General features: G+C 60.4%; 21 protein-coding genes. 12 read left to right on the top strand and 9 right to left on the bottom strand.

Translation table 11 applies throughout. From position 1 onward, the window contains the following. The first annotated feature begins 184 nt into the window (after positions 1-184). From tusD to BZL41_RS06440, 6 genes are all read left to right on the top strand, one after another. Positions 185-577, top strand: a complete 393-nt coding sequence (gene tusD / locus BZL41_RS06465; protein ID WP_095598525.1) for a sulfurtransferase complex subunit TusD — start codon at positions 185-187, stop codon at positions 575-577. Further along, positions 577-936: a sulfurtransferase complex subunit TusC gene (gene tusC / locus BZL41_RS06460; protein ID WP_095598524.1), complete on the top strand. Its 360-nt coding sequence runs from the start codon at positions 577-579 to the stop codon at positions 934-936. The genes tusD and tusC overlap by 1 nt, the downstream gene beginning before the upstream one ends. Next, positions 936-1,235: a sulfurtransferase complex subunit TusB gene (gene tusB / locus BZL41_RS06455; RefSeq protein ID WP_095598523.1), complete on the top strand. Its 300-nt coding sequence runs from the start codon at positions 936-938 to the stop codon at positions 1,233-1,235. The genes tusC and tusB overlap by 1 nt, the downstream gene beginning before the upstream one ends. Next, the gene (locus BZL41_RS06450; protein ID WP_095598522.1) at positions 1,232-1,567 is read left to right on the top strand and encodes a TusE/DsrC/DsvC family sulfur relay protein; all 336 of its coding nucleotides are present in this window, start codon (positions 1,232-1,234) and stop codon (positions 1,565-1,567) included. Before tusB ends, BZL41_RS06450 begins: the two co-directional genes overlap by 4 nt. Then, on the top strand, positions 1,564-2,547 hold the full coding sequence (locus tag BZL41_RS06445) for a glycosyl transferase family protein (protein ID WP_095598521.1): 984 nt from the start codon (positions 1,564-1,566) through the stop codon (positions 2,545-2,547). The genes BZL41_RS06450 and BZL41_RS06445 overlap by 4 nt, the downstream gene beginning before the upstream one ends. 90 nt (positions 2,548-2,637) lie before the next feature. After that, positions 2,638-3,642 (top strand): glutathione S-transferase family protein, encoded by a 1,005-nt coding sequence (locus tag BZL41_RS06440; protein WP_095598520.1) that lies wholly within the window; start codon positions 2,638-2,640, stop codon positions 3,640-3,642. On the opposite strand, the gene cysG is transcribed toward BZL41_RS06440, so the two are convergent. From cysG to ftsK, 6 genes are all read right to left on the bottom strand, one after another. Next, entirely contained in the window at positions 3,639-5,033 is a 1,395-nt protein-coding gene (cysG, locus tag BZL41_RS06435; protein ID WP_095598519.1) for a siroheme synthase CysG, read from the bottom strand. The two genes, BZL41_RS06440 and cysG, sit on opposite strands and share 4 nt — an antisense overlap. Positions 5,034-5,100: 67 nt before the next feature. Next, positions 5,101-6,381: a serine--tRNA ligase gene (gene serS, locus BZL41_RS06430; protein ID WP_095598518.1), complete on the bottom strand. Its 1,281-nt coding sequence runs from the start codon at positions 6,379-6,381 to the stop codon at positions 5,101-5,103. An 18-nt stretch (positions 6,382-6,399) separates the two neighbouring features. Next, a complete protein-coding gene (gene crcB / locus BZL41_RS06425) occupies positions 6,400-6,774 on the bottom strand; it encodes a fluoride efflux transporter CrcB (protein ID WP_095598517.1) in 375 nt (124 codons plus the stop codon). Further along, entirely contained in the window at positions 6,771-8,096 is a 1,326-nt protein-coding gene (locus BZL41_RS06420; RefSeq protein WP_095598516.1) for a replication-associated recombination protein A, read from the bottom strand. The genes crcB and BZL41_RS06420 overlap by 4 nt, the downstream gene beginning before the upstream one ends. Positions 8,097-8,098: 2 nt before the next feature. Next, on the bottom strand, positions 8,099-8,722 hold the full coding sequence (gene lolA / locus BZL41_RS06415) for an outer membrane lipoprotein chaperone LolA (RefSeq protein WP_095598515.1): 624 nt from the start codon (positions 8,720-8,722) through the stop codon (positions 8,099-8,101). Positions 8,723-8,742: 20 nt separating this feature from the next. Next, complete coding sequence (ftsK, locus tag BZL41_RS06410) at positions 8,743-11,151, bottom strand: DNA translocase FtsK (RefSeq protein ID WP_095598514.1); 2,409 nt, start codon at positions 11,149-11,151, stop codon at positions 8,743-8,745. 222 nt (positions 11,152-11,373) lie between these two features. Between ftsK and trxB the strand changes: the two genes are divergently transcribed. The 4 genes from trxB (at position 11,374) to infA (ending at position 14,189) form a co-directional block, all read left to right on the top strand. Beyond that, the gene (gene trxB, locus BZL41_RS06405) at positions 11,374-12,321 is read left to right on the top strand and encodes a thioredoxin-disulfide reductase (protein WP_095598513.1); all 948 of its coding nucleotides are present in this window, start codon (positions 11,374-11,376) and stop codon (positions 12,319-12,321) included. Between the two features lie 36 nt (positions 12,322-12,357). Then, entirely contained in the window at positions 12,358-13,107 is a 750-nt protein-coding gene (gene aat, locus BZL41_RS06400; RefSeq protein WP_095598512.1) for a leucyl/phenylalanyl-tRNA--protein transferase, read from the top strand. A gap of 54 nt (positions 13,108-13,161) precedes the next feature. Then, entirely contained in the window at positions 13,162-13,869 is a 708-nt protein-coding gene (locus BZL41_RS06395) for an arginyltransferase (protein WP_095598511.1), read from the top strand. Between the two features lie 101 nt (positions 13,870-13,970). Next, positions 13,971-14,189, top strand: a complete 219-nt coding sequence (gene infA, locus BZL41_RS06390) for a translation initiation factor IF-1 (protein WP_002553999.1) — start codon at positions 13,971-13,973, stop codon at positions 14,187-14,189. A gap of 64 nt (positions 14,190-14,253) precedes the next feature. On the opposite strand, the gene clpA is transcribed toward infA, so the two are convergent. Next, entirely contained in the window at positions 14,254-16,521 is a 2,268-nt protein-coding gene (clpA, locus tag BZL41_RS06385) for an ATP-dependent Clp protease ATP-binding subunit ClpA (RefSeq protein ID WP_095598510.1), read from the bottom strand. A 29-nt stretch (positions 16,522-16,550) separates the two neighbouring features. Beyond that, the gene (gene clpS / locus BZL41_RS06380; protein WP_084335245.1) at positions 16,551-16,913 is read right to left on the bottom strand and encodes an ATP-dependent Clp protease adapter ClpS; all 363 of its coding nucleotides are present in this window, start codon (positions 16,911-16,913) and stop codon (positions 16,551-16,553) included. A 224-nt stretch (positions 16,914-17,137) separates the two neighbouring features. Here clpS and cspD point away from each other — a divergent pair, with 224 nt between their 5' ends. After that, on the top strand, positions 17,138-17,410 hold the full coding sequence (cspD, locus tag BZL41_RS06375; protein WP_084335334.1) for a cold shock domain-containing protein CspD: 273 nt from the start codon (positions 17,138-17,140) through the stop codon (positions 17,408-17,410). A 65-nt stretch (positions 17,411-17,475) separates the two neighbouring features. On the opposite strand, the gene icd is transcribed toward cspD, so the two are convergent. Beyond that, on the bottom strand, positions 17,476-18,732 hold the full coding sequence (gene icd, locus BZL41_RS06370; RefSeq protein WP_095598509.1) for an NADP-dependent isocitrate dehydrogenase: 1,257 nt from the start codon (positions 18,730-18,732) through the stop codon (positions 17,476-17,478). 308 nt (positions 18,733-19,040) lie between these two features. Here icd and BZL41_RS06365 point away from each other — a divergent pair, with 308 nt between their 5' ends. Continuing rightward, the gene (locus BZL41_RS06365) at positions 19,041-19,487 is read left to right on the top strand and encodes an NUDIX hydrolase (RefSeq protein ID WP_095598508.1); all 447 of its coding nucleotides are present in this window, start codon (positions 19,041-19,043) and stop codon (positions 19,485-19,487) included. The last annotated feature ends 6 nt before the right edge of the window (positions 19,488-19,493 follow it).

Below are 19,493 nucleotides of genomic sequence, written 5' to 3'. Positions count from 1 at the left end.
TGTTGGAGAGACATAAAAAATCCGATGCCAGAGACCTGGCATCGGATTTTCGGGGAAGCCCCGCCGGGGCTCAAATGCTTAAGTGAACAGCATTACCGCTCCGGCGGGCTTTTTCATGTCTGCTGCGAGCATCCGGCACGACAAGGCCTTATCATTCGGCCTATCGACTCCGAACCGATTCAGCATGAAATTCGCCATTGCACTTTTTTCCGCCCCCCATGCGCCCTCCTCGCGCCGTGCACTACGCTTCGCCGAGGCGGTATTGGCCAGCAGGCATGAGATCGTCCGCTTGTTCTTCTATCAGGATGCCGTGCACAACGCATCCAATGCCGTCGTTCCTCCCCAGGATGAGCTGAACCTGCCTGCGGAATGGGCCGCCTTCGTTCGGCACCATCAATTGGATGCGGTGGTGTGCATAGCCGCGGCTCTACGTCGCGGAGTTCTCAATGAAGAAGAGGCCCGGCGCTACGGCAGACTCTCCGCCAACCTGGGCGAGCCTTGGGATTTGTCTGGGCTCGGTCAGTTGCATGAAGCTGTGCAGATGGCCGATCGGCTGATCTGCTTCGGAGGTCCGTGATGGCCAAGTCCCTATTGCTCGTCAGTCGCCAGGCTCCCTGGTCGGGCCCTGGCGCCCGGGAGGCCTTGGATATTGCGCTGGCGGGTGGTGCATTCGACCTACCGATCGGCATGCTGTTTCTGGACGACGGGGTCTTTCAGTTGGCACTGACCCAACATCCGGAAGCTATCCAGCAGAAGGACCTGACCGCCAACCTGCAAGCGCTGCCGTTGTTCGGCGTCGACTCGCTCTATGCCGCCCAGCGCAGCTTGGACGAACGTGGCTTGGCGGATACCACCCTCGGCTTGCCGGTTCAGTGCCTGGATGACGCAGCGCTGCGCGACCTGATCGACCGCTACGACTTGGTGATAACGCTCTGATGGCCACTTTGCATCTTCTTTCCCATTCACCTTTTGGCGATAGCCGATTCGCCAGTTGCCTGGCCTTGCTGGGGCGCAACGATGCACTTCTACTGACTGGCGATGCGGTACATGCCCTGCGAGCCGGCAGTACGCCTTGGGAGTCCGTCCAGCAATTGCCCGGAGAGATTGCCGTGTTCGCACTCGACGAGGATCTCGCCGCGCGCGAAATCGAGCCACCGACACGCGTCCACCCCGTTGATTACCCAGGCTTCGTCGAGCTCTGCTGTCGCTACGAGAAGGTCAACAGCTGGCTATGAGCGAACTGATCATCGACGACCGCACCATCGCACTGGACAAGGATGGTTATCTGGCAGACCTGAACGACTGGTCCACATCGGTGGCCGATGCACTGGCCGCCCGGGAAGATTTGTCGCTGAGCCGGGAGCATTGGGAGATTCTGCATCTGCTGCGTGACTTCTATGCCGAGTTTCAGCTTTCCCCGGCTACCCGCCCACTGATCAAGTACGTCGCGCTCAAGCTCGGCCCGGAAAAGGGCAACAGCCTTCATCTGAACCGCCTGTTCAAGGGCACCCCTGCCAAATTGGCCGCCAAGCTGGCGGGCCTGCCCAAACCGACCAATTGCCTATGAACATCGTCACTCCGCCCGAACACCCCTTCGCCCAATTCGTCCGCATCCTTGGGAAGGGCAAGCGTGGCGCACGCAGCCTGAGTCGCGAAGAGGCACGCGAAGCCATGGGCATGCTGCTCGATGGCAACGTGGAAGACGCTCAGCTCGGCGCCTTCCTGATGCTGCTGCGGCACAAGGAAGAAAGCGCCGATGAGCTGGCCGGTTTCACCGAAGCGGTCCGCGCGCGATTGAATGCACCCGCCATTGCCGTGGATATCGATTGGCCCACCTATGCCGGCAAGAAACGCCACCTGCCCTGGTATCTGCTGGCAGTGAAGTGCCTGGCACAGAACGATAGACGCATTCTGTTGCACGGCGGCGGTGCGCACACCGCCGGGCGGATGTACAGCGAGCAGCTCCTGTCCGAGCTGCACATTCCCCTGTGCCAAAGCTGGACTGAGATCGGCGTAGCCCTGGACAACCAGGGCACGGCGTTCATTCCGCTAGGGGCCTGGATGCCGCAGTTGCAGCGCATGATCGATCTGCGCAACGTCCTCGGGCTTCGCTCTCCGATCCACTCTCTGGCACGCATCCTCAATCCCTTGCAGGCCCGTTGCGGCCTGCAGAGCATCTTCCACCCCGGGTATCAGGAAGTGCATCGGCAAGCCAGCCAGTTGCTCGGCGACACGGTCATCGTGATCAAGGGCGAAGGGGGCGAAATCGAAATCAACCCGGACGCCACCAGCCACCTTTACGGCACCATGGAGGGCCAGCCGTGGGATGAAGAGTGGCCCCCGCTCTCCCCTCTGCGCCAGATGAAACCGGAGCGGCTCGACTCGGCGCATCTCACAGCATTCTGGCGTGGCGACGTCGATGACAACTATGGTCGCCAGGCCGTGACCGCCACCATGGCCCTTGCCTTGCGCGGACTCGGCGTGCCACGCGAGCAAGCGCTGAGCCAGGCCAATGACTACTGGAATGCCCGCGACATATCGACGTGATCGATAGTTAACGCCCGCTCTTTGCGCTTTTCGTTCAAACCTTCGTGACTAGACTGACCTCTCACATAGAGAGCCTTCTGGGAGGACACGATGGGATTACTGATCGATGGTCAGTGGCATGACCAATGGTACAAGACGGGCAAAGACGGGCAATTCCAGCGTGAACAAGCACAGCGCCGCAATTGGATCACTCCCGACGGTAGCGCCGGCCCCAGCGGTGAAGGCGGCTTTCCTGCGGAGAGTGGTCGCTATCACCTATACGTCTCCCTCGCCTGCCCCTGGGCCCACCGCACCCTGATCTTTCGCAAGCTCAAGGGCCTGGAGACGCTCATCGACGTCTCGGTGGTCGGTTGGCTGATGGGCGAGAACGGCTGGACGTTCGATTCCGCCACAGATTCGACCGGTGATGCGCTGGATGACCTGGATTACCTGTACCAACGCTACAGACAGGACGACCCTCACTACACCGGGCGCGTAACCGTACCCCTGCTGTGGGATAAACAACGTCGGCGCATCGTCAGCAACGAGTCGGCCGAAATCATCCGCATGTTCAATTCGGCATTCGATGCACTCACCGGCTCACGCCTGGACTTCTATCCACGCCCCCTGCGCGAGGCCATCGAGCAACTGAACCAGCGCATCTATCCCGCAGTGAACAACGGCGTCTACCGGGCTGGATTCGCGACCAGCCAGGACGCCTACGAACAGGCCTTCGACACACTATTCGCCGAACTGGACCGTTTAGACGAACACCTCGGCACGCACCGATACCTGGCCGGTGAATACCTGACCGAAGCCGATTGGCGCCTGTTCACCACGCTGATCCGTTTCGATGCGGTCTACTTCGGCCATTTCAAGTGCAATCTGCGGCGCATCGAGGATTACCCCAACCTGTCCAACTGGCTACGCGAGCTGTATCAATGGCCCGGCGTCGCCGACACGGTGAACTTCGAGCATATCCAGCACCACTACTATTGCAGCCACAAGACCATCAACCCGAATGGAATCGTGCCAAAAGGACCGGAGCGCGCTCTCGACCGCCCGCACGATCGCGAGCGGCTGCCGGGACATGGTATCTGGCAACGTTCCGACTAGTTCTGCGGCTGACCGCCTTCGAACCAGGCCAATTTGTCGCGCAGGCGCACTACCTCGCCAACGATAACCAGCGTGGGAGCATGAACTTCATGCTCGGCCACTTGCCGGGGCAGATCGGCCAGAGTCCCGGTGAAGACCCGTTGGCCAGGGGTGGTGCCTTGTTGGACCAACGCTGCGGGCGTATCCGCAGCGCGACCATGACGAATCAGTTGCTCGAAGATCAAGGGTAGGCCAACCAGCCCCATGTAAAACACCAGGGTCTGCCCTGGCGCGGTCAGGTCGCTCCAAGGGAGATCGCAACTGCCATCTTTCAGGTGCCCCGTAACGAAGCGTACCGACTGGGCATAGTCGCGGTGAGTCAGGGGGATACCGGCGTAAGCGGCACAGCCGCTGGCAGCCGTGATACCAGGCACGACCTGGAACGGAATACCGTTGGCCGCCAACTCTTCGATCTCTTCCCCGCCACGACCGAAAATGAACGGGTCGCCGCCCTTCAGACGCAACACACGCTTCCCTTGCCGGGCCAAGCTGACCAGTTGCTGATTGATCTGCTCCTGGGGAAGCGCATGATCGGCGCGCTGCTTACCGACATAGATTCGCTCGGCGTCACGCCGGCAGAGTTCGATAATGGCGGGCGCCACCAGACGGTCATAAAGCACGACATCCGCCTGCTGCATCAGACGCAACGCTCGGAATGTCAACAGATCGGGATCACCCGGGCCGGCTCCAACCAGGTAGACCTCGCCCAGCGCCTGCACCTCCGCACCGGCAAGCTTCTCTTCCAACAAGCGTTCGGCTTCGCCTTCCTGCCCGGCAAACACCCGCTCGGCGATGCCGCCCTGAAAGACGTCTTCCCAGAACACCCGGCGCTGCTGTACGTCGGGAAGCCGCTTCTTCACCTGACTACGAAATTTCTTCGCCAAACCGGCCAGCCGGCCATAGGCGGCCGGAATCCAAGTTTCGATGCGTGCACGAATCAGACGGGCGAGCACGGGAGCATCACCGCCGCTGGATACCGCAACGAGCAAGGGCGAACGATCGACGATGGCGGGAAAGATCACGCTGCACAGCGCCGGCGCATCGACGACATTGACAGGAACCCCCTTGGCGTGTGCGTCCTGAGAAACCCGGGCGTTCAAGGTTTCGTCATCGGTGGCCGCAACGGCCAGCACACAGCCATCCAGGTCGCTGTCCAGATAGCCGCGCACGACACTTTGTCCAGCCGCCCGCTCCACCAATTCGATCAATTGAGGCTCTATCAGCGGTGCCACAACACGCAGCACCGCGCCGGCGGACGCCAGCAAGCGGGCTTTGCGCAATGCCACCTCGCCGCCACCCACCACGAGAACCTGACGTTTCTGCAGGTTGTGAAAAAGCGGGAGGTAATCCATAGCGCTGCCCTTGATGAATATCGAGCCGCTTGCGGCTCTACTCTCTCGACGAAGAGGCGTGATTTACTCAGCCGATGACCTCGACGCCACCCATGTAAGGCTTGAGCACCTCGGGTACGCGAATGGAGCCATCGGCCTGCTGGTAGTTTTCCAGGACGGCGACCAACGTCCGTCCAACGGCCAAGCCGGAGCCGTTCAGCGTATGAACCAGTTCGGGCTTGCCGGTTTCCGGATTGCGATAACGGGCCTGCATGCGGCGAGCCTGGAAATCGCCGCAATTGGAGCAGGAAGAAATCTCGCGGTACTTGTCCTGGCTAGGAATCCAGACTTCCAGATCATAGGTCTTGGTTGCGCCGAAGCCCATGTCGCCTGTGCACAACGCCAGGACACGATAGGGCAGATCGAGCAGCTGCAGAACGCGTTCGGCGTTGGTCGTGAGACTTTCCAGGGCCTCGTAGGACTTGCCCGGCTCGACGATTTGTACCATCTCGACCTTGTCGAACTGATGTTGGCGAATCATGCCGCGGGTATCCCGGCCGGATGCACCGGCTTCGCTGCGAAAGCACGGCGTGTGGGCGACGAACTTCAGCGGCAGCTGTTTCGCATCCAGGATTTCTCCAGCGACGATGTTGGTCAGGGAAACCTCTGCCGTTGGGATCAGATAGAGGTCTGCCTCGTTTTCACGGGCGATCTTGAACAGGTCTTCTTCGAACTTCGGCAGTTGGCCGGTTCCCTGCAAGGCCGGAGCCTGGACCAGATAAGGCGTATAGGCCTCCTCGTAGCCATGCTCGCTGGTGTGCAGGTTGATCATGAACTGCGCCAAGGCACGATGCAGCCGGGCAATCGGCCCGCGCATCAAGGCAAAGCGGGCGCCGGACAGCTTGGCGGCGGTTTCGAAGTCCAGCCAGCCATTCTGCTCACCAAGGCTGACGTGATCTTTGACCTCGAAGTCGAAGACGCGCGGCGTACCCCAGCGACGAACCTCGACATTCCCCTCCTCGTCTTCGCCCACCGGCACGGACTCGTGCGGCAGATTGGGAATACTCAGCATCAAGCTATCCAGCTCGCCCTGGATCGCATCCAGCTCGCGCTTGCCCGCTTCCAGTTCACTGCCCATACGGTCCACATCGGCCAGCAGAGGAGCGATGTCCTCGCCACGCTGCTTGGCCTGGCCAATAGCCTTGGAACGGGCGTTACGCTCGGCCTGCAGTTGTTCGGTACGGGTCTGCACGGTCTTGCGCTGGGACTCCAGCGCTTCGATCCGCGCCACGTCCAGTTGGAAGCCACGGGTGGCCAGGCGCGCCGCCACTTCATGCAGTTGGGTACGTACCAGTTTGGAGTCGAGCATCGTGGTTCTTCTCTTCTATCAGAGCTTGGTCAGGGACAGCCCGGCCCAGGTTGCGAGCAGGCCGCCGACGACGCTGATGGCCACATAGCCCAACGCGATCGACAGCTCGCCATTTTCCAGCAGGCGCAGCGTATCCAGGGAAAAGGAGGAAAAGGTCGTCAAGGCACCGAGAAATCCGAGCAGCAAACCGCTACGGACTTCGACCGGCAGCCCCGGACGACCTAGAAACAGGCCATACAAATAACCGATCAGCATGCAGCCGACCAGATTCACCGTCAGCGTCGCGATAGGGAAATACTTCGGCAAATGAGCCGTCACCCAACTTGCGACAGCGAAGCGCAACAGGGTACCCGCGATGCCGCCAGCAGCTACGGCCAGGATCAGGCGAATCATGGCTTTCTCCGTTGCCGCGGACTGGCACGGTCAAGGGCTGAGAGATGGTCCAGCTTGTCGCGGATTTTCGATTCCAGGCCGCGCGGAACCGGTTGGTAGTAATGGCGCGGTTCCAGTGCTTCCGGGAAGTAGTCTTCACCGGCGGCATAGGCATCCGGCTCGTCGTGGGCATAGCGGTACTCGTCGCCATAACCCAGTTGTTTCATCAACTTGGTCGGTGCGTTCCGCAGGTGCAGGGGCACCTCCTGCGAACCGTTTTCCGCAGCATCGCGCATGGCCGCCTTGAAAGCCGTATAGACCGCATTGCTCTTCGGCGCGCAGGCCAGGTAGACGATTGCCTGGGCTACCGCGAGCTCGCCCTCGGGGCTACCGAGACGCTCCTGTACATCCCAGGCCGCCAGGCAAAGGCTCAGCGCCCGCGGATCGGCATTGCCGATGTCTTCACTGGCCATGCGCACGACGCGGCGAGCGATATAGAGCGGATCGCAACCGCCATCCAGCATCCGGGCGAACCAGTAGAGTGCCGCATCCGGATTGGAACCCCGGACCGATTTGTGCAGCGCGGAAATCTGGTCGTAGAACGCCTCGCCGCCCTTATCGAAACGACGCCGGCTGTCGCCCAGCAGATTTTGTAGCAGCTCCACCTCGATCGAGCCGCCGTCCTCGACCAGATCGGCGGCGTTTTCCAGGAAGTTCAACAAGCGACGGCCATCGCCATCGGCGGCAGCCATGAGGATCTTGAAACTGTCCTCCGGGAGCTGCAGGCGGCGTTTACCCAGCCCCTTGTCCTCGCCCAACGCGCGCTGGACCAGCTTGAGCAAAGCGGTTTCGTCCAGGCTCTTCAGCACGTAGACCCGGGCTCGCGACAGCAAGGCGTTGTTCAGTTCGAACGAGGGGTTTTCTGTCGTGGCACCAATGAAAATCAGAGTCCCATCTTCGACGTAGGGCAGGAAGGCGTCCTGCTGAGACTTGTTGAAACGGTGCACTTCGTCCACGAAGAGAATGGTCCGCCGGCCATACTGGGCGGCCTGCTGCTTGGCCACCTCGACTGCCTGGCGGATTTCCTTCACACCGGAAAGAACAGCGGAAATCGTCTCGAAATGCGCATCGGAAACTTGTGCGAGCAGACGCGCCAGGGTGGTCTTGCCGACGCCGGGCGGCCCCCAAAAGATCATCGAGTGAAGCGCCCCCTGCTCCAGGGCCTCGCGCAACGGCTTGCCCCGAGCCAACAAGTGTTCCTGCCCGACGTACTCGTCCAGATTGGCTGGGCGCAAGCGCGCGGCCAAAGGTTGGGCAACGGGTTCGGAGCGGAACAGGTCCATGCTCATTCCTGAATGACGTCGGCGCCTTCCGGGATATCGAAACTGAACTGTTTGGAGTCCAGCGGTTCGTTCATCTTCACCCCGAGAAACAGGATATTGGTGCGCTGCCCGACGCTGTCGATCAGTTGCATGTCGTTGACCACGCCATTACGGAAGGACAGGCGCAGGCTGTCGAACAGGCTGTCCTTGGCCTTCGGCTTGAGAATGAAGTCGACCACATCACCGCCTTCCTTGTGGGTGATTTCGAAGTTTTCACTGATCTTCGAAACGTCGCCGGAGAGCAGCAGAGCCGGTGTGTGGGTCAGACGTTGGTCGAGTGTCTGGATAGTGACCTGCTCCAGATCCGGGTCATAGAGCCAGACTTTTTCGCCATTGGATACCAGCAACTGCTCCATCGGCGCGTCCGTATGCCAACGGAACAGTCCTGGCCGCTTGAGCGCCAGTTCGCCGGCCGTCTCCTGCAACTGGGTACCACTGCCATCCAGCGTCAGTTGGGAGAATCGGCCCGTCAGGGTCTGGGCCTGGCTCAGCAACTGAGTCAGGCGCTTGACCGCCTGGTCTTCGGCATGGGCGGGAACAATGGCAAAACTCAGGGCTGCCAACAGCAACATGCGGATCAGGCGCATGAAAGTCCTCATTGATTCGATTAGTCGCGTACCGGCCCCGGCGCTATCACTTCGCGGCTGCCGTTGGTATTCATCGCCGTCACCACACCGGCCATCTCCATGGCCTCGATCATGCGGGCGGCGCGGTTATAGCCAATCTTGAGCTTGCGCTGGACCGCAGAAATCGAAGCGCGGCGGCTCTCGGTAACGAAGCGCACGGCCTCGTCGTACAGCGGGTCCTCTTCGCTCCCCTCTCCGCCTTCGCCGCCTCCGCCATCGAACCCACCGGACGAGCCGCCTTCCTCCACACCGGCAAGAATATCTTCGATGTAATCCGGCGCCCCCCGCATCTTCCAGGCCTCGACAACGCGATGCACCTCGTCATCGGAGACGAAGGCGCCATGGACGCGGATCGGCAAACCGGTACCCGGCGGCAAATAGAGCATGTCACCGTGGCCCAGCAACTGCTCGGCGCCACCCTGGTCGAGAATGGTGCGGGAGTCGATCTTGCTGGATACCTGGAAGGCCATCCGCGTCGGAATGTTGGCCTTGATCAGGCCGGTGATCACGTCCACGGACGGACGCTGGGTCGCCAGAATCAGGTGAATACCCGCCGCACGGGCCTTTTGCGCAATGCGCGCGATCAGCTCTTCGACCTTCTTGCCGACGATCATCATCATGTCGGCGAACTCGTCGACGATCACCACGATCGTCGGCAGGGTCTTCAGCAGCGGAGCCTCGTCATCCATGCTTTCGCGGCGGTAGAGCGGATCGGTCAGCGGCGTACCGGCTTCCTCGGCATCCTTCACCTTGCGGTTGAAGCCGGCGAGATTCCGCACCCCCATCGCCGCCATCAGTTTGTAGCGGCGCTCCATCTCTGCGACGCTCCAACGCAAGGCATTCGCCGCCTCCTTCATGTCGGTAACCACCGGACAGAGCAGGTGCGGAATTCCTTCGTAGATGGACAGCTCCAGCATTTTCGGGTCGATCATGATCAGCCGCGCCTGCTCCGGTGTGGACTTGAACAGGATCGACAGAATCATGGCGTTCACACCCACTGACTTACCGGAACCGGTGGTACCGGCGACCAGCAGGTGCGGCATCTTCGCCAGGTCGGTAATGATCGGCTTGCCGCCAATGTCATGCCCAAGCGCCAACGTGACCGGCGACTTGGCATCGTCGTACTCGGGCGACGAAAGCACTTCGGAGAAACGAACGATCTGGCGGTCTTCGTTGGGTATCTCGATACCCACCGTGGTCTTGCCCGGTATGACCTCGACGACGCGCACGCTGATCACTGCCAGCGAGCGCGCCAGGTCCTTGGCCAGGTTGGAAATCCGGCTGACCTTCACCCCGGCTGCCGGCTGGATTTCAAAGCGGGTGATCACCGGCCCCGGATGGACAGACTCCACCTTCACCTCGACGCCGAACTCCTTGAGTTTGATCTCCAGCAGCCGCGACATCGCCTCCAGCGATTCGGGGGAGTACTTCTTCGGCTTCTTCTCCGCCATGTCGAGAATGGAGATCGGCGGCAACGTGCCTTCCACGGCGGTGTCGACGAACAGCGGGGCCTGTTTTTCCTTGAGTACGCGCTTGCTGGGCTCCGCTGCCTTGGGTGGTGGCGTCGGCGCGATGATCGGCGCGGGTCGGCTTTCCCGCTCGCTCATGTGCTTGGTCAACGCTTCTTCGCGCTCGATCAGGCGCTCCTTGACCTTGGCCTGCTCCCGGCGATCCGGAAGCACCGGTGCGGCCACGGTGTTGACCCGGTCATCCACCTCGCGCAACTGAGCCACCAGTTGCTTGCGCTCGACGCGGGCACTCCACCAGCGATTGATGGCATTGTGGATCAGTTCGAAGAGATCCAGCGTGATCTTGCCGGTCACGTCCATGACCTTGAACCAGGACAGGTCACTGAACACTGTCAGCCCGAACAGGAACAACGCAATGAACAGCAATGTGCTGCCCTGAACATTGAGGGCGTTGATGGCAAGCTGACCCAGGCTTTCCCCAAGCGCTCCGCCGGCCGACGCTGGCATGTTGGAACCGGAATGGAAATGGATATAGGCCAGCCCGGCGCCCGACAGCACGAGGAAAACCAGGCCAATCAGCCGCCAGGAGAAAAGCCAGCCGCTCCACTGCCAGGGTTGATGCCGGCTGCGGAATACCTGCCAGGTTTTGATGGCCAGCAACAGCGGAAACAGGTAAGCGAAATAGCCCAACGCCATGAACAGAATGTCGGCAAACCAGGCGCCCGCACGGCCGGCCGCATTCTGCACCTGCTCGACGCGGCTGGTATGCGTCCAGCCGGGGTCGGCCGGGTCGTAGGTCAGCAGGGCCATCCAGAGGTACAGACAAAGAGCTCCCAGGGCGATCAGCGCACCTTCCTTCAGACGGTAGTGCAGTTGCTGACGCCAGACGGGGGCTTGGGCGGTGGTAGTGGTATTCTTCAAAACGCGTCTTTTCCTGCGCTTTTGGCGCTCCCAACACTGAGTGGACGGCGAAAAACGCCCCTATTGTACGGGTTTGCTCGCCCGATGCCACGCCGGACCAGACCCTGCCGGCGCGTTTTGCCGCCCTCTCCTGCTTCGGTGTAGCATAGCCGGCAGCATCGTCCGGGCGGCTCAATTGGAGCACGCATTTTCTTTTGTGACAAAGGCTTATGAGGTGTTTTTATGAGTGAAGTCAAGCATTCGCGACTGATCATCCTGGGCTCCGGCCCCGCTGGCTACAGCGCCGCCGTCTACGCTGCCCGGGCAAACCTCAAGCCCGTGGTCATCACCGGCATCCAGCCGGGCGGCCAGCTCACCACCACGACCGAAGTGGACAACTGGCCCGGCGACGTCGAAGGGCTGACCGGCCCTGCCTTGATGGAGCGCATGCAGAAGCACGCCGAGCGCTTCGATACCGAGATCGTCTACGACCATATCCATACTGCCGAGTTGCAACAGCGTCCGTTTGTCCTCAAGGGTGACAACGCCACCTATAGCTGTGACGCACTTATCATTGCGACCGGCGCCTCGGCTCAATATCTCGGCCTGCCCTCGGAAGAGGCGTTCGCCGGCAAGGGCGTTTCCGCCTGCGCCACCTGCGATGGCTTCTTCTATCGCAACCAGGTCGTCTGCGTGATCGGCGGCGGCAACACAGCCGTGGAAGAGGCACTCTACCTCTCCAACATTGCCAAGGAAGTGCACCTGATCCATCGCCGCGACAAGCTGCGCGCCGAGAAGATTCTGCAAGACAAGCTGTTCGAGAAGGCCGCCAGCGGCAATATCCGCCTGCATTGGAACCATACCCTGGAAGAAGTATTGGGTGACGCCAGCGGCGTAACCGGCGTGCGCCTGAAAGACACCCAGAGCGGGGAAAACAAGGAACTTCAACTGGCCGGCGTTTTCATCGCTATCGGCCACAAGCCCAACACCGATCTGTTCAAGGGCCAACTGGAAATGCGCGACGGCTATCTGGTCATCCAGGGCGGAAGCGAGGGTAATGCCACCGCCACCAATATCGAAGGCGTCTTCGCGGCGGGCGATGTAGCCGACCACGTTTATCGCCAGGCCATCACCTCCGCCGGTGCCGGCTGCATGGCCGCACTGGATGTTGAGAAATACCTCGACAAATGACGATCAGGCGGGCGTTCTCGCCCGCCCTCCCCCTCCATGCTTACCTGGCTGAAACGCGACGACCTGATCTTTCCACCCTTGGAACGGGCCTTGCGCGAACCCAACGGATTGCTCGCTGCCGGCGGCGATCTTTCCGCTGAGCGCTTGATCCAGGCCTACCGCCATGGCTGCTTCCCCTGGTACCAGGACGGCCAGCCCATCCTCTGGTGGTCACCCGACCCGAGAACGGTTCTGTTTCCCGACGAATTCCATCTTTCCCGTAGCCTGGCAAAATGCATGCGCCAGGGTCGCTATCGGGTGACTTTCGATTGGGACTTCGCTGCCGTTACCCGTGCGTGCGCAGCCCCCCGGGACTATGCCGACGGCACCTGGATTACCGAAGCAATGCAGAATGCCTACCTGGCCCTGCACCAACGCGGCATCGCCCATTCGGTCGAAGTCTGGCAGGGCGACCAGCTGGTCGGCGGGCTTTACGGGCTAGCCATGGGGCAGCTATTTTTCGGCGAATCCATGTTCAGCCGAGCGGACAACGCCTCGAAGGTCGGTTTCGCCACGTTGGTGGCGCACCTGAAGCACTGGAGGTTCGTCCTGATCGATTGCCAGATGCCGACCCAACACCTGCAAAGCTTTGGCGCCCGCCCTATCTCTCGGACCGAGTTCGCCTGCTATCTAAGGTACCATCTGGATCGACCCAGCGCAGCAGACTGGACTGTCTCACTGGAAGCCGGCGCAACGAATACCAGTACAGTCAGTCAAAAAAACACACCACCAACCTCGGAGTGGTAGGCGCATCCCAACGCCTGACATACACTTGCTCTAGGGTTTCCCCGAGGGTTGACCATGACCGAGCTGGCTCGCCTCAAGTTCTACGCCACTCAGCCCCATCCATGCAGCTACCTGCCCGAAGAACAGGCCACGACTTTGTTCCTCGACCCAAGCCAGCCGATGGATGTAGACGTCTATGCCGAACTTTCGGAAATGGGTTTCCGGCGTAGCGGCGACCATCTCTACCGCCCCCACTGTCAGCGCTGCACGGCTTGCGTACCCGCGCGCATTCCTGTCGACAAGTTCGTCCCCAATCGTCAGCAGCGGCGCATTCTCAAGCGCAACATGGATTTGCAGGTTCGCCCGGTACGCCCCAATTTCAATGAAGAGTTCTATGCCCTCTATGTGCGCTACATCGAGCAACGCCATGCCGATGGAGACATGTATCCACCCAGCCGCGACCAGTTCGCCACTTTCCTCGTCCGTGACCTCCCTTTCGCCCGTTTCTACGAGTTCCGACTGGCCGGGCGCCTGGTCGCCGTTGCGGTGACGGACGTTCTGCCTAACGGATTATCTGCTGTCTACACCTTTTACGATCCGGACGAAGAGCGTCGCAGCCTGGGTCGTTACGCCATCCTCTGGCAGATCGGCGAGACTGCACGACTCGGCCTTCACGCGGTCTATCTCGGGTACTGGATCAAGAATTGCCGCAAGATGAATTACAAGACCCAGTACCGCCCGATCGAACTGTTCGTCAACCAACGCTGGGTCACTCTGACCTGAAGCCCTTGGCGGCAAGACAGGTTTTCGGGCACAATGCACGCCGCTTTCGCCTGGGGCCAGTTCGCACCGGGCCATTCATTCGAGACCGAGGGCTTTACTGCATGTCGAAAGAAGACAGCTTCGAAATGGAAGGCACTGTCGTCGACACCCTGCCCAACACCATGTTCCGTGTGGAGTTGGAAAACGGGCACGTCGTTACCGCGCATATCTCCGGCAAAATGCGCAAGAACTACATTCGCATCCTTACTGGCGACAAGGTCCGCGTCGAACTGACGCCCTATGACCTGAGCAAGGGCCGCATTACCTATCGCGCCCGCTAAGCGAGTCGAATGGAAAACGCCCGGCATTGCCGGGCGTTTTCGTTTTGCCACCTGCCTGAGTGAATTAAGCCAGTTCGGCGGTCGTTTCGTAGTCGAAGCTCAGCTCGCCATCCTTGATATCGATGTGCACGATGCCACCATGCTCGGCCAATTCGCCGAACAGGATTTCTTCGGCCAGCGGGCGTTTGATCTTGTCTTGGATCAGGCGAGCCATCGGGCGAGCGCCCATCTGCACATCGTAACCCCGCTCCGCCAGCCAGCCGCGCGCCGCATCGGTGACGTCAAGCTGTACGCGCTTATCCTCCAGCTGCGCCTGCAGCTCGGTGAGGAACTTGTCGACAATGCTCTTGATCACTTCGTGGCCCAATCGGCCGAACTGGATGATGGTATCCAGGCGGTTGCGGAATTCCGGCGTGAAGCTCTTCTTGATCACCTCCATCGCATCCGAGGAGTGATCCTGCTGAGTGAAACCGATGGACGCCCGCGCAGCCGTCTCCGCCCCGGCATTGGTGGTCATGATCAGGATGACGTTGCGGAAGTCCGCCTTGCGCCCGTTGTTATCGGTCAGGGTGCCATGGTCCATCACTTGCAATAGCAGGTTGAAGACTTCCGGGTGTGCCTTCTCGATCTCGTCCAGTAGCAGCACGCAGTGCGGCATCTTGGTGATCGCCTCGGTCAGCAGGCCACCTTGGTCGAACCCTACGTACCCGGGCGGAGCCCCGATCAGACGAGACACCGTATGCCGCTCCATATACTCGGACATATCGAAGCGGATCAATTCGATCCCCAGCGCCTTGGCGAGTTGCCGTGCCGCCTCCGTCTTACCGACACCGGTCGGACCGGCGAAGAGGAAGGAGCCCACAGGTTTGTCCGGTGCCTTGAGGCCAGCGCGAGACAGCTTGATGGCCGTGGCCAGCGAATCGATAGCCGCATCCTGGCCGAATACCGTCAGCTTCAGGTCGCGCTCTAGGTTACGCAGCAGCTCTTTGTCCGAGCTGTTGACGTGTTTCGGGGGAATTCGGGCAATCTTCGCCACAATATCCTCGACCTGGGCCACCTCGATGCGCTTCAGGCGCTTGTCTTCAGGCTGCAGGCGCTGATAGGCACCAGCCTCGTCGATCACATCGATCGCCTTGTCCGGCATGTGGCGATCATTGATGTAACGGGCAGCCAGCTCAGCAGCCGCACGCAACGCCTCGTCGCTGTACTCGATGTGATGATGCTGCTCGAAGCGGGCTTTCAGCCCTTTGAGGATTCCATAGGTGTCATCGACCGACGGCTCGGTCACGTCAACCTTCTGGAAGCGTCGAGCCAGGGCGCGATCCTTCTCGAAGATGCCGCGGAATTCCTGGAAGGTGGTCGAGCCGATGCAGCGGATCTCGCCGGAGGAAAGCAGCGGCTTGAGCAGGTTCGACGCATCCATCACTCCACCCGAGGCCGCACCGGCACCGATGATGGTGTGGATTTCGTCGATGAAGAGAATCGCATGAGGCCGTTTGCGCAGCTCGTTGAGCAGCGCCTTGAAGCGTTTCTCGAAGTCGCCGCGGTATTTAGTTCCCGCCAATAGAGCACCGAGGTCGAGCGAATAAACCACGCTATCGGACAGCAGGTCAGGCACCTGACCATCGACGATCCGCTTGGCGAGTCCTTCAGCAATGGCTGTTTTACCGACCCCGGCCTCGCCGACCAGCAGCGGATTGTTCTTGCGACGACGCGCCAGAATCTGCGCGACACGCTCCACCTCGGACTCACGCCCGACCAGTGGATCGATGCGCCCCTGCCTGGCCAACTCGTTCAGGTTACTGGCGTAAGCATCCAGAGGATGGCCGGCAGAGGAGGCTTCGCCACCCTCTTCGTCCTGCATATCCTCATTGTCGGGTTGCTCGTTATGGCCTGGCACCTTGGAAATACCGTGAGCGATGTAGTTGACGACATCGATGCGGGCCACACTCTGCTGCTTGAGCAGGAAGACCGCCTGGCTCTCCTGCTCGCTGAAAATCGCCACCAGCACGTTGGCACCAGTTACCTCGCGCTTACCGGAACTCTGCACGTGGAAGACCGCCCGCTGCAGAACCCGCTGGAAACCCAAGGTCGGCTGGGTCTCGCGATCCTCGTCGTGCTGCGGAATCAACGGCGTGGTGGAATCGATGAACTCCTGCAAATCGCGCCGCAGCTTCTCCAGATTGGACCCGCAGGCGCGCAGAACAGTTGCAGCGGCCTCGTTGTCCAGCAGGGCCAGCAGGAGATGCTCAACCGTCATGAATTCATGGCGCTTGGAGCGAGCCTCCTTGAAGGCAAGATTGAGGGTGACTTCGAGCTCACGGTTCAACATAGCTTCACCTCATACCCAAGCGGTCGGCGTTAACCGTCCTTCTCGATCTCACAGAGTAGCGGATGCTGGCTTTCCCTGGCGTATTGGTTGACCTGCATGGCCTTGGTCTCGGCGATATCGCGGGTAAATACTCCGCACACCGCCCGCCCCTCGGTATGGACGGTCAACATGATCTTGGTGGCCAGCTCCCGATTCAGGTTGAAAAACACCTCGAGCACCTCAACCACGAAATCCATGGGTGTGTAGTCATCGTTGAACATTACCACCTTGTACATCGGCGGCGCCTGCAACGTCGGCTTAGCTTCCTGTACGGCCAGGCCGGAGGAGTCGTCCTCATGCGTATCGGGACGGTCCTGATTGAATGTTAGTCGAATCTGACTGCTTGCACGCATGCTGGAAAAAAGCTTCTGGTTGGATGAACACGGCTGCTTAGAGGGATTTTGACCGGCTTCTCAGCCAGACGCAGCATTGTCTTGACTATCGGCAAAACAGTGTTACAAACAGAGGATACCCACTTAGGCGGGTACCAGGGGTTCCGCATTTGTCGACATGAGTCGGCGCGCGGAGTCGAAGTGGATGATACTCCATGATGGAGTCCTTGCAGAGGGATATCAGCATGCTCAGCGGTAAGGTCAAGTGGTTCAACAACGCCAAGGGCTATGGATTCATCCTGGCTGACGGCCGAGATGAGGACCTATTCGCCCACTACTCGGCAATCCAAATGGACGGCTACAAAACCCTTAAAGCCGGTCAACTCGTGCGTTTCGATATCCTGCAAGGTCCGAAGGGCCTGCACGCTATCAACATCTGCGCCGTCAATGCGACTGCCGATGAAGCCGCACCCGCAGTGGCCAGTAGCCAGACCCAGAGCAACCCGGTCGAAGCCTAGACCGGAGATCGCTCAAATTGAAAAGGCCGGTCATTCGACCGGCCTTTTTGTTACCGCTTATCGGCTCACATGTGCGAGATCATGGCGTCGCCGAACTCGGAGCAGGACATCAGCTTGGCGCCCTCCATCAGACGCTCGAAGTCGTAGGTCACAGTCTTCGCACCGATGGCACCGTTCATGCCCTTGATGATCAGGTCAGCGGCTTCGCCCCAGCCCATGTGGCGCAGCATCATCTCGGCAGAAAGGATGACAGAGCCCGGGTTGACCTTGTCCTGACCGGCATACTTCGGTGCAGTACCGTGCGTGGCCTCGAACATGGCCACGGAATCGGACAGGTTGGCCCCCGGAGCGATACCGATACCACCCACCTCGGCCGCCAGGGCGTCGGACAGGTAGTCGCCGTTCAGGTTGAGGGTGGCGATCACGTCGTACTCAGCCGGACGCAGCAGAATCTGCTGCAGCATGGCGTCGGCGATCACGTCCTTGACCACGATGTTCTTGCCGGTCTTCGGGTTCTTGAACTGCATCCACGGGCCACCGTCCAGCAGCTCGGCGCCGAACTCGTCGCGGGCGATTTCATAGCCCCACTCTTTGAAGGCACCTTCGGTGAACTTCATAATGTTGCCCTTGTGAACGATGGTCACGGAGCTGCGATCATTGTCCACGGCGTACTGCAGGGCCTTGCGAACCAGACGCTTGGTACCGGCCTCGGAAACCGGCTTGATGCCGATACCGCACATGTCGGTGAAGCGGATCTTCTTGACACCCATTTCCTCGGTGAGGAACTTGATGATCTTCTCGGCTTCCGGAGTACCGGCCTTCCACTCGACGCCTGCGTAGATGTCCTCAGAGTTCTCGCGGAAGATCACCATGTCCACGTCGCCGGGCTTCTTCACCGGGCTGGGCACGCCTTCGAACCAACGCACCGGACGCAGGCAGACGTAGAGATCCAGCTCCTGGCGCAAGGCCACGTTCAGCGAGCGGATGCCACCACCGACCGGGGTGGTCAGCGGGCCCTTGATGGAGACGACATAGTCACGCACCGCTTCGAGGGTTTCTTTCGGCAGCCAAGTGTCCTGGTCGTATACCTGGGTCGCTTTCTCGCCGGCGTAGACTTCCATCCAGGCGATCTTGCGCTCGCCACCGTAGGCTTTCTCGACGGCGGCATCCACCACCTTGATCATTACCGGGCTGATATCGACACCGATGCCGTCACCCTCGATGAACGGGATGATCGGGTTGTTCGGCACGTTCAGGGACATGTCGGCATTAACGGTGATTTTGTCACCGCTCGCAGGCACCTGGATCTTTTGGTATCCCATGCTGGACTCCGTTGTTTTTCGTGGTCTGACATCCTGCCACGCGGATGGCGCAGCAGATGGATCTTTGGGTCTCGGAAAGGCGGGCCATTCTTGTAGTTTTTCTACAGAAAGTCACGCATTTTCCATTACCCGCCGTAGCGGGAAACAGACGCTAGCCCTTCCCGCACAGTGCTTCCGCAAACATGTAGTCACAGCCACACGAATGCTACATACCTGAGTGAGGCGCCCTTCATCCTAGCAGCTCAGCCCTGGATTGCCCCTTCCCTCATGGAGGTAGGTAACATGGCGACACTCAGACGGAGAAACCTATGCGCTTTACCCCCCATGTCACAGTTGCCACCGTGGTGGAAGACCAAGGCCGCTTTCTTCTGGTCGAGGAAGTCGCCGATGGGCGCGCCGTATTTAACCAGCCTGCCGGCCATTTGGAAGCCGACGAAAGTCTCACACAGGCGGCCTTGCGCGAAACCCTCGAAGAAACCGGCTGGGATGTGGAGCTGACCGCAGTTACCGGAATCTACCTGTACACCGCCCCCAGCAATGGCGTGACCTATCAGCGTGTCTGCTTCGCGGCCCGCCCGCTACGCCAGCGCCAGGATCATCCATTGGATGACGGCATCATCGGCCCGCGCTGGCTTACCCGCGAGGAACTCGCCGCGCAACCGGAGCGCTGGCGAAGCGAGCTGGTGCTGCGCTGTATCGATGACTACCTCGCCAAGGAGCGCTACCCGCTGGAACTGATCCGGGATTCCGCCTGAGTCGCT

This window comes from Pseudomonas sp. PIC25 (genome assembly GCF_002286785.1).
Taxonomy (GTDB): Bacteria; Pseudomonadota; Gammaproteobacteria; order Pseudomonadales; family Pseudomonadaceae; genus Pseudomonas_M.
Note: the sequence above shows the minus strand (reverse complement) of the source record. Positions and strands in the feature narration are given on the sequence as shown.

Coding starts and splice junctions, on each gene's coding strand:
- BZL41_RS06420 (WP_095598516.1), bottom strand. CDS start 8,096: ATGGACCTGTTCCGCTCCGAACCCGTTGCCCAACCTTTGGCCGCGCGC.
- serS (WP_095598518.1), bottom strand. CDS start 6,381: ATGCTCGACTCCAAACTGGTACGTACCCAACTGCATGAAGTGGCGGCG.
- BZL41_RS06395 (WP_095598511.1), top strand. CDS start 13,162: ATGACCGAGCTGGCTCGCCTCAAGTTCTACGCCACTCAGCCCCATCCA.
- aat (WP_095598512.1), top strand. CDS start 12,358: ATGCTTACCTGGCTGAAACGCGACGACCTGATCTTTCCACCCTTGGAA.
- BZL41_RS06450 (WP_095598522.1), top strand. CDS start 1,232: ATGAGCGAACTGATCATCGACGACCGCACCATCGCACTGGACAAGGAT.
- BZL41_RS06440 (WP_095598520.1), top strand. CDS start 2,638: ATGGGATTACTGATCGATGGTCAGTGGCATGACCAATGGTACAAGACG.
- trxB (WP_095598513.1), top strand. CDS start 11,374: ATGAGTGAAGTCAAGCATTCGCGACTGATCATCCTGGGCTCCGGCCCC.
- clpA (WP_095598510.1), bottom strand. CDS start 16,521: ATGTTGAACCGTGAGCTCGAAGTCACCCTCAATCTTGCCTTCAAGGAG.
- tusB (WP_095598523.1), top strand. CDS start 936: ATGGCCACTTTGCATCTTCTTTCCCATTCACCTTTTGGCGATAGCCGA.
- BZL41_RS06445 (WP_095598521.1), top strand. CDS start 1,564: ATGAACATCGTCACTCCGCCCGAACACCCCTTCGCCCAATTCGTCCGC.
- cysG (WP_095598519.1), bottom strand. CDS start 5,033: ATGGATTACCTCCCGCTTTTTCACAACCTGCAGAAACGTCAGGTTCTC.
- cspD (WP_084335334.1), top strand. CDS start 17,138: ATGCTCAGCGGTAAGGTCAAGTGGTTCAACAACGCCAAGGGCTATGGA.
- lolA (WP_095598515.1), bottom strand. CDS start 8,722: ATGCGCCTGATCCGCATGTTGCTGTTGGCAGCCCTGAGTTTTGCCATT.
- crcB (WP_095598517.1), bottom strand. CDS start 6,774: ATGATTCGCCTGATCCTGGCCGTAGCTGCTGGCGGCATCGCGGGTACC.
- infA (WP_002553999.1), top strand. CDS start 13,971: ATGTCGAAAGAAGACAGCTTCGAAATGGAAGGCACTGTCGTCGACACC.
- clpS (WP_084335245.1), bottom strand. CDS start 16,913: ATGCGTGCAAGCAGTCAGATTCGACTAACATTCAATCAGGACCGTCCC.
- icd (WP_095598509.1), bottom strand. CDS start 18,732: ATGGGATACCAAAAGATCCAGGTGCCTGCGAGCGGTGACAAAATCACC.
- tusD (WP_095598525.1), top strand. CDS start 185: ATGAAATTCGCCATTGCACTTTTTTCCGCCCCCCATGCGCCCTCCTCG.
- tusC (WP_095598524.1), top strand. CDS start 577: ATGGCCAAGTCCCTATTGCTCGTCAGTCGCCAGGCTCCCTGGTCGGGC.
- BZL41_RS06365 (WP_095598508.1), top strand. CDS start 19,041: ATGCGCTTTACCCCCCATGTCACAGTTGCCACCGTGGTGGAAGACCAA.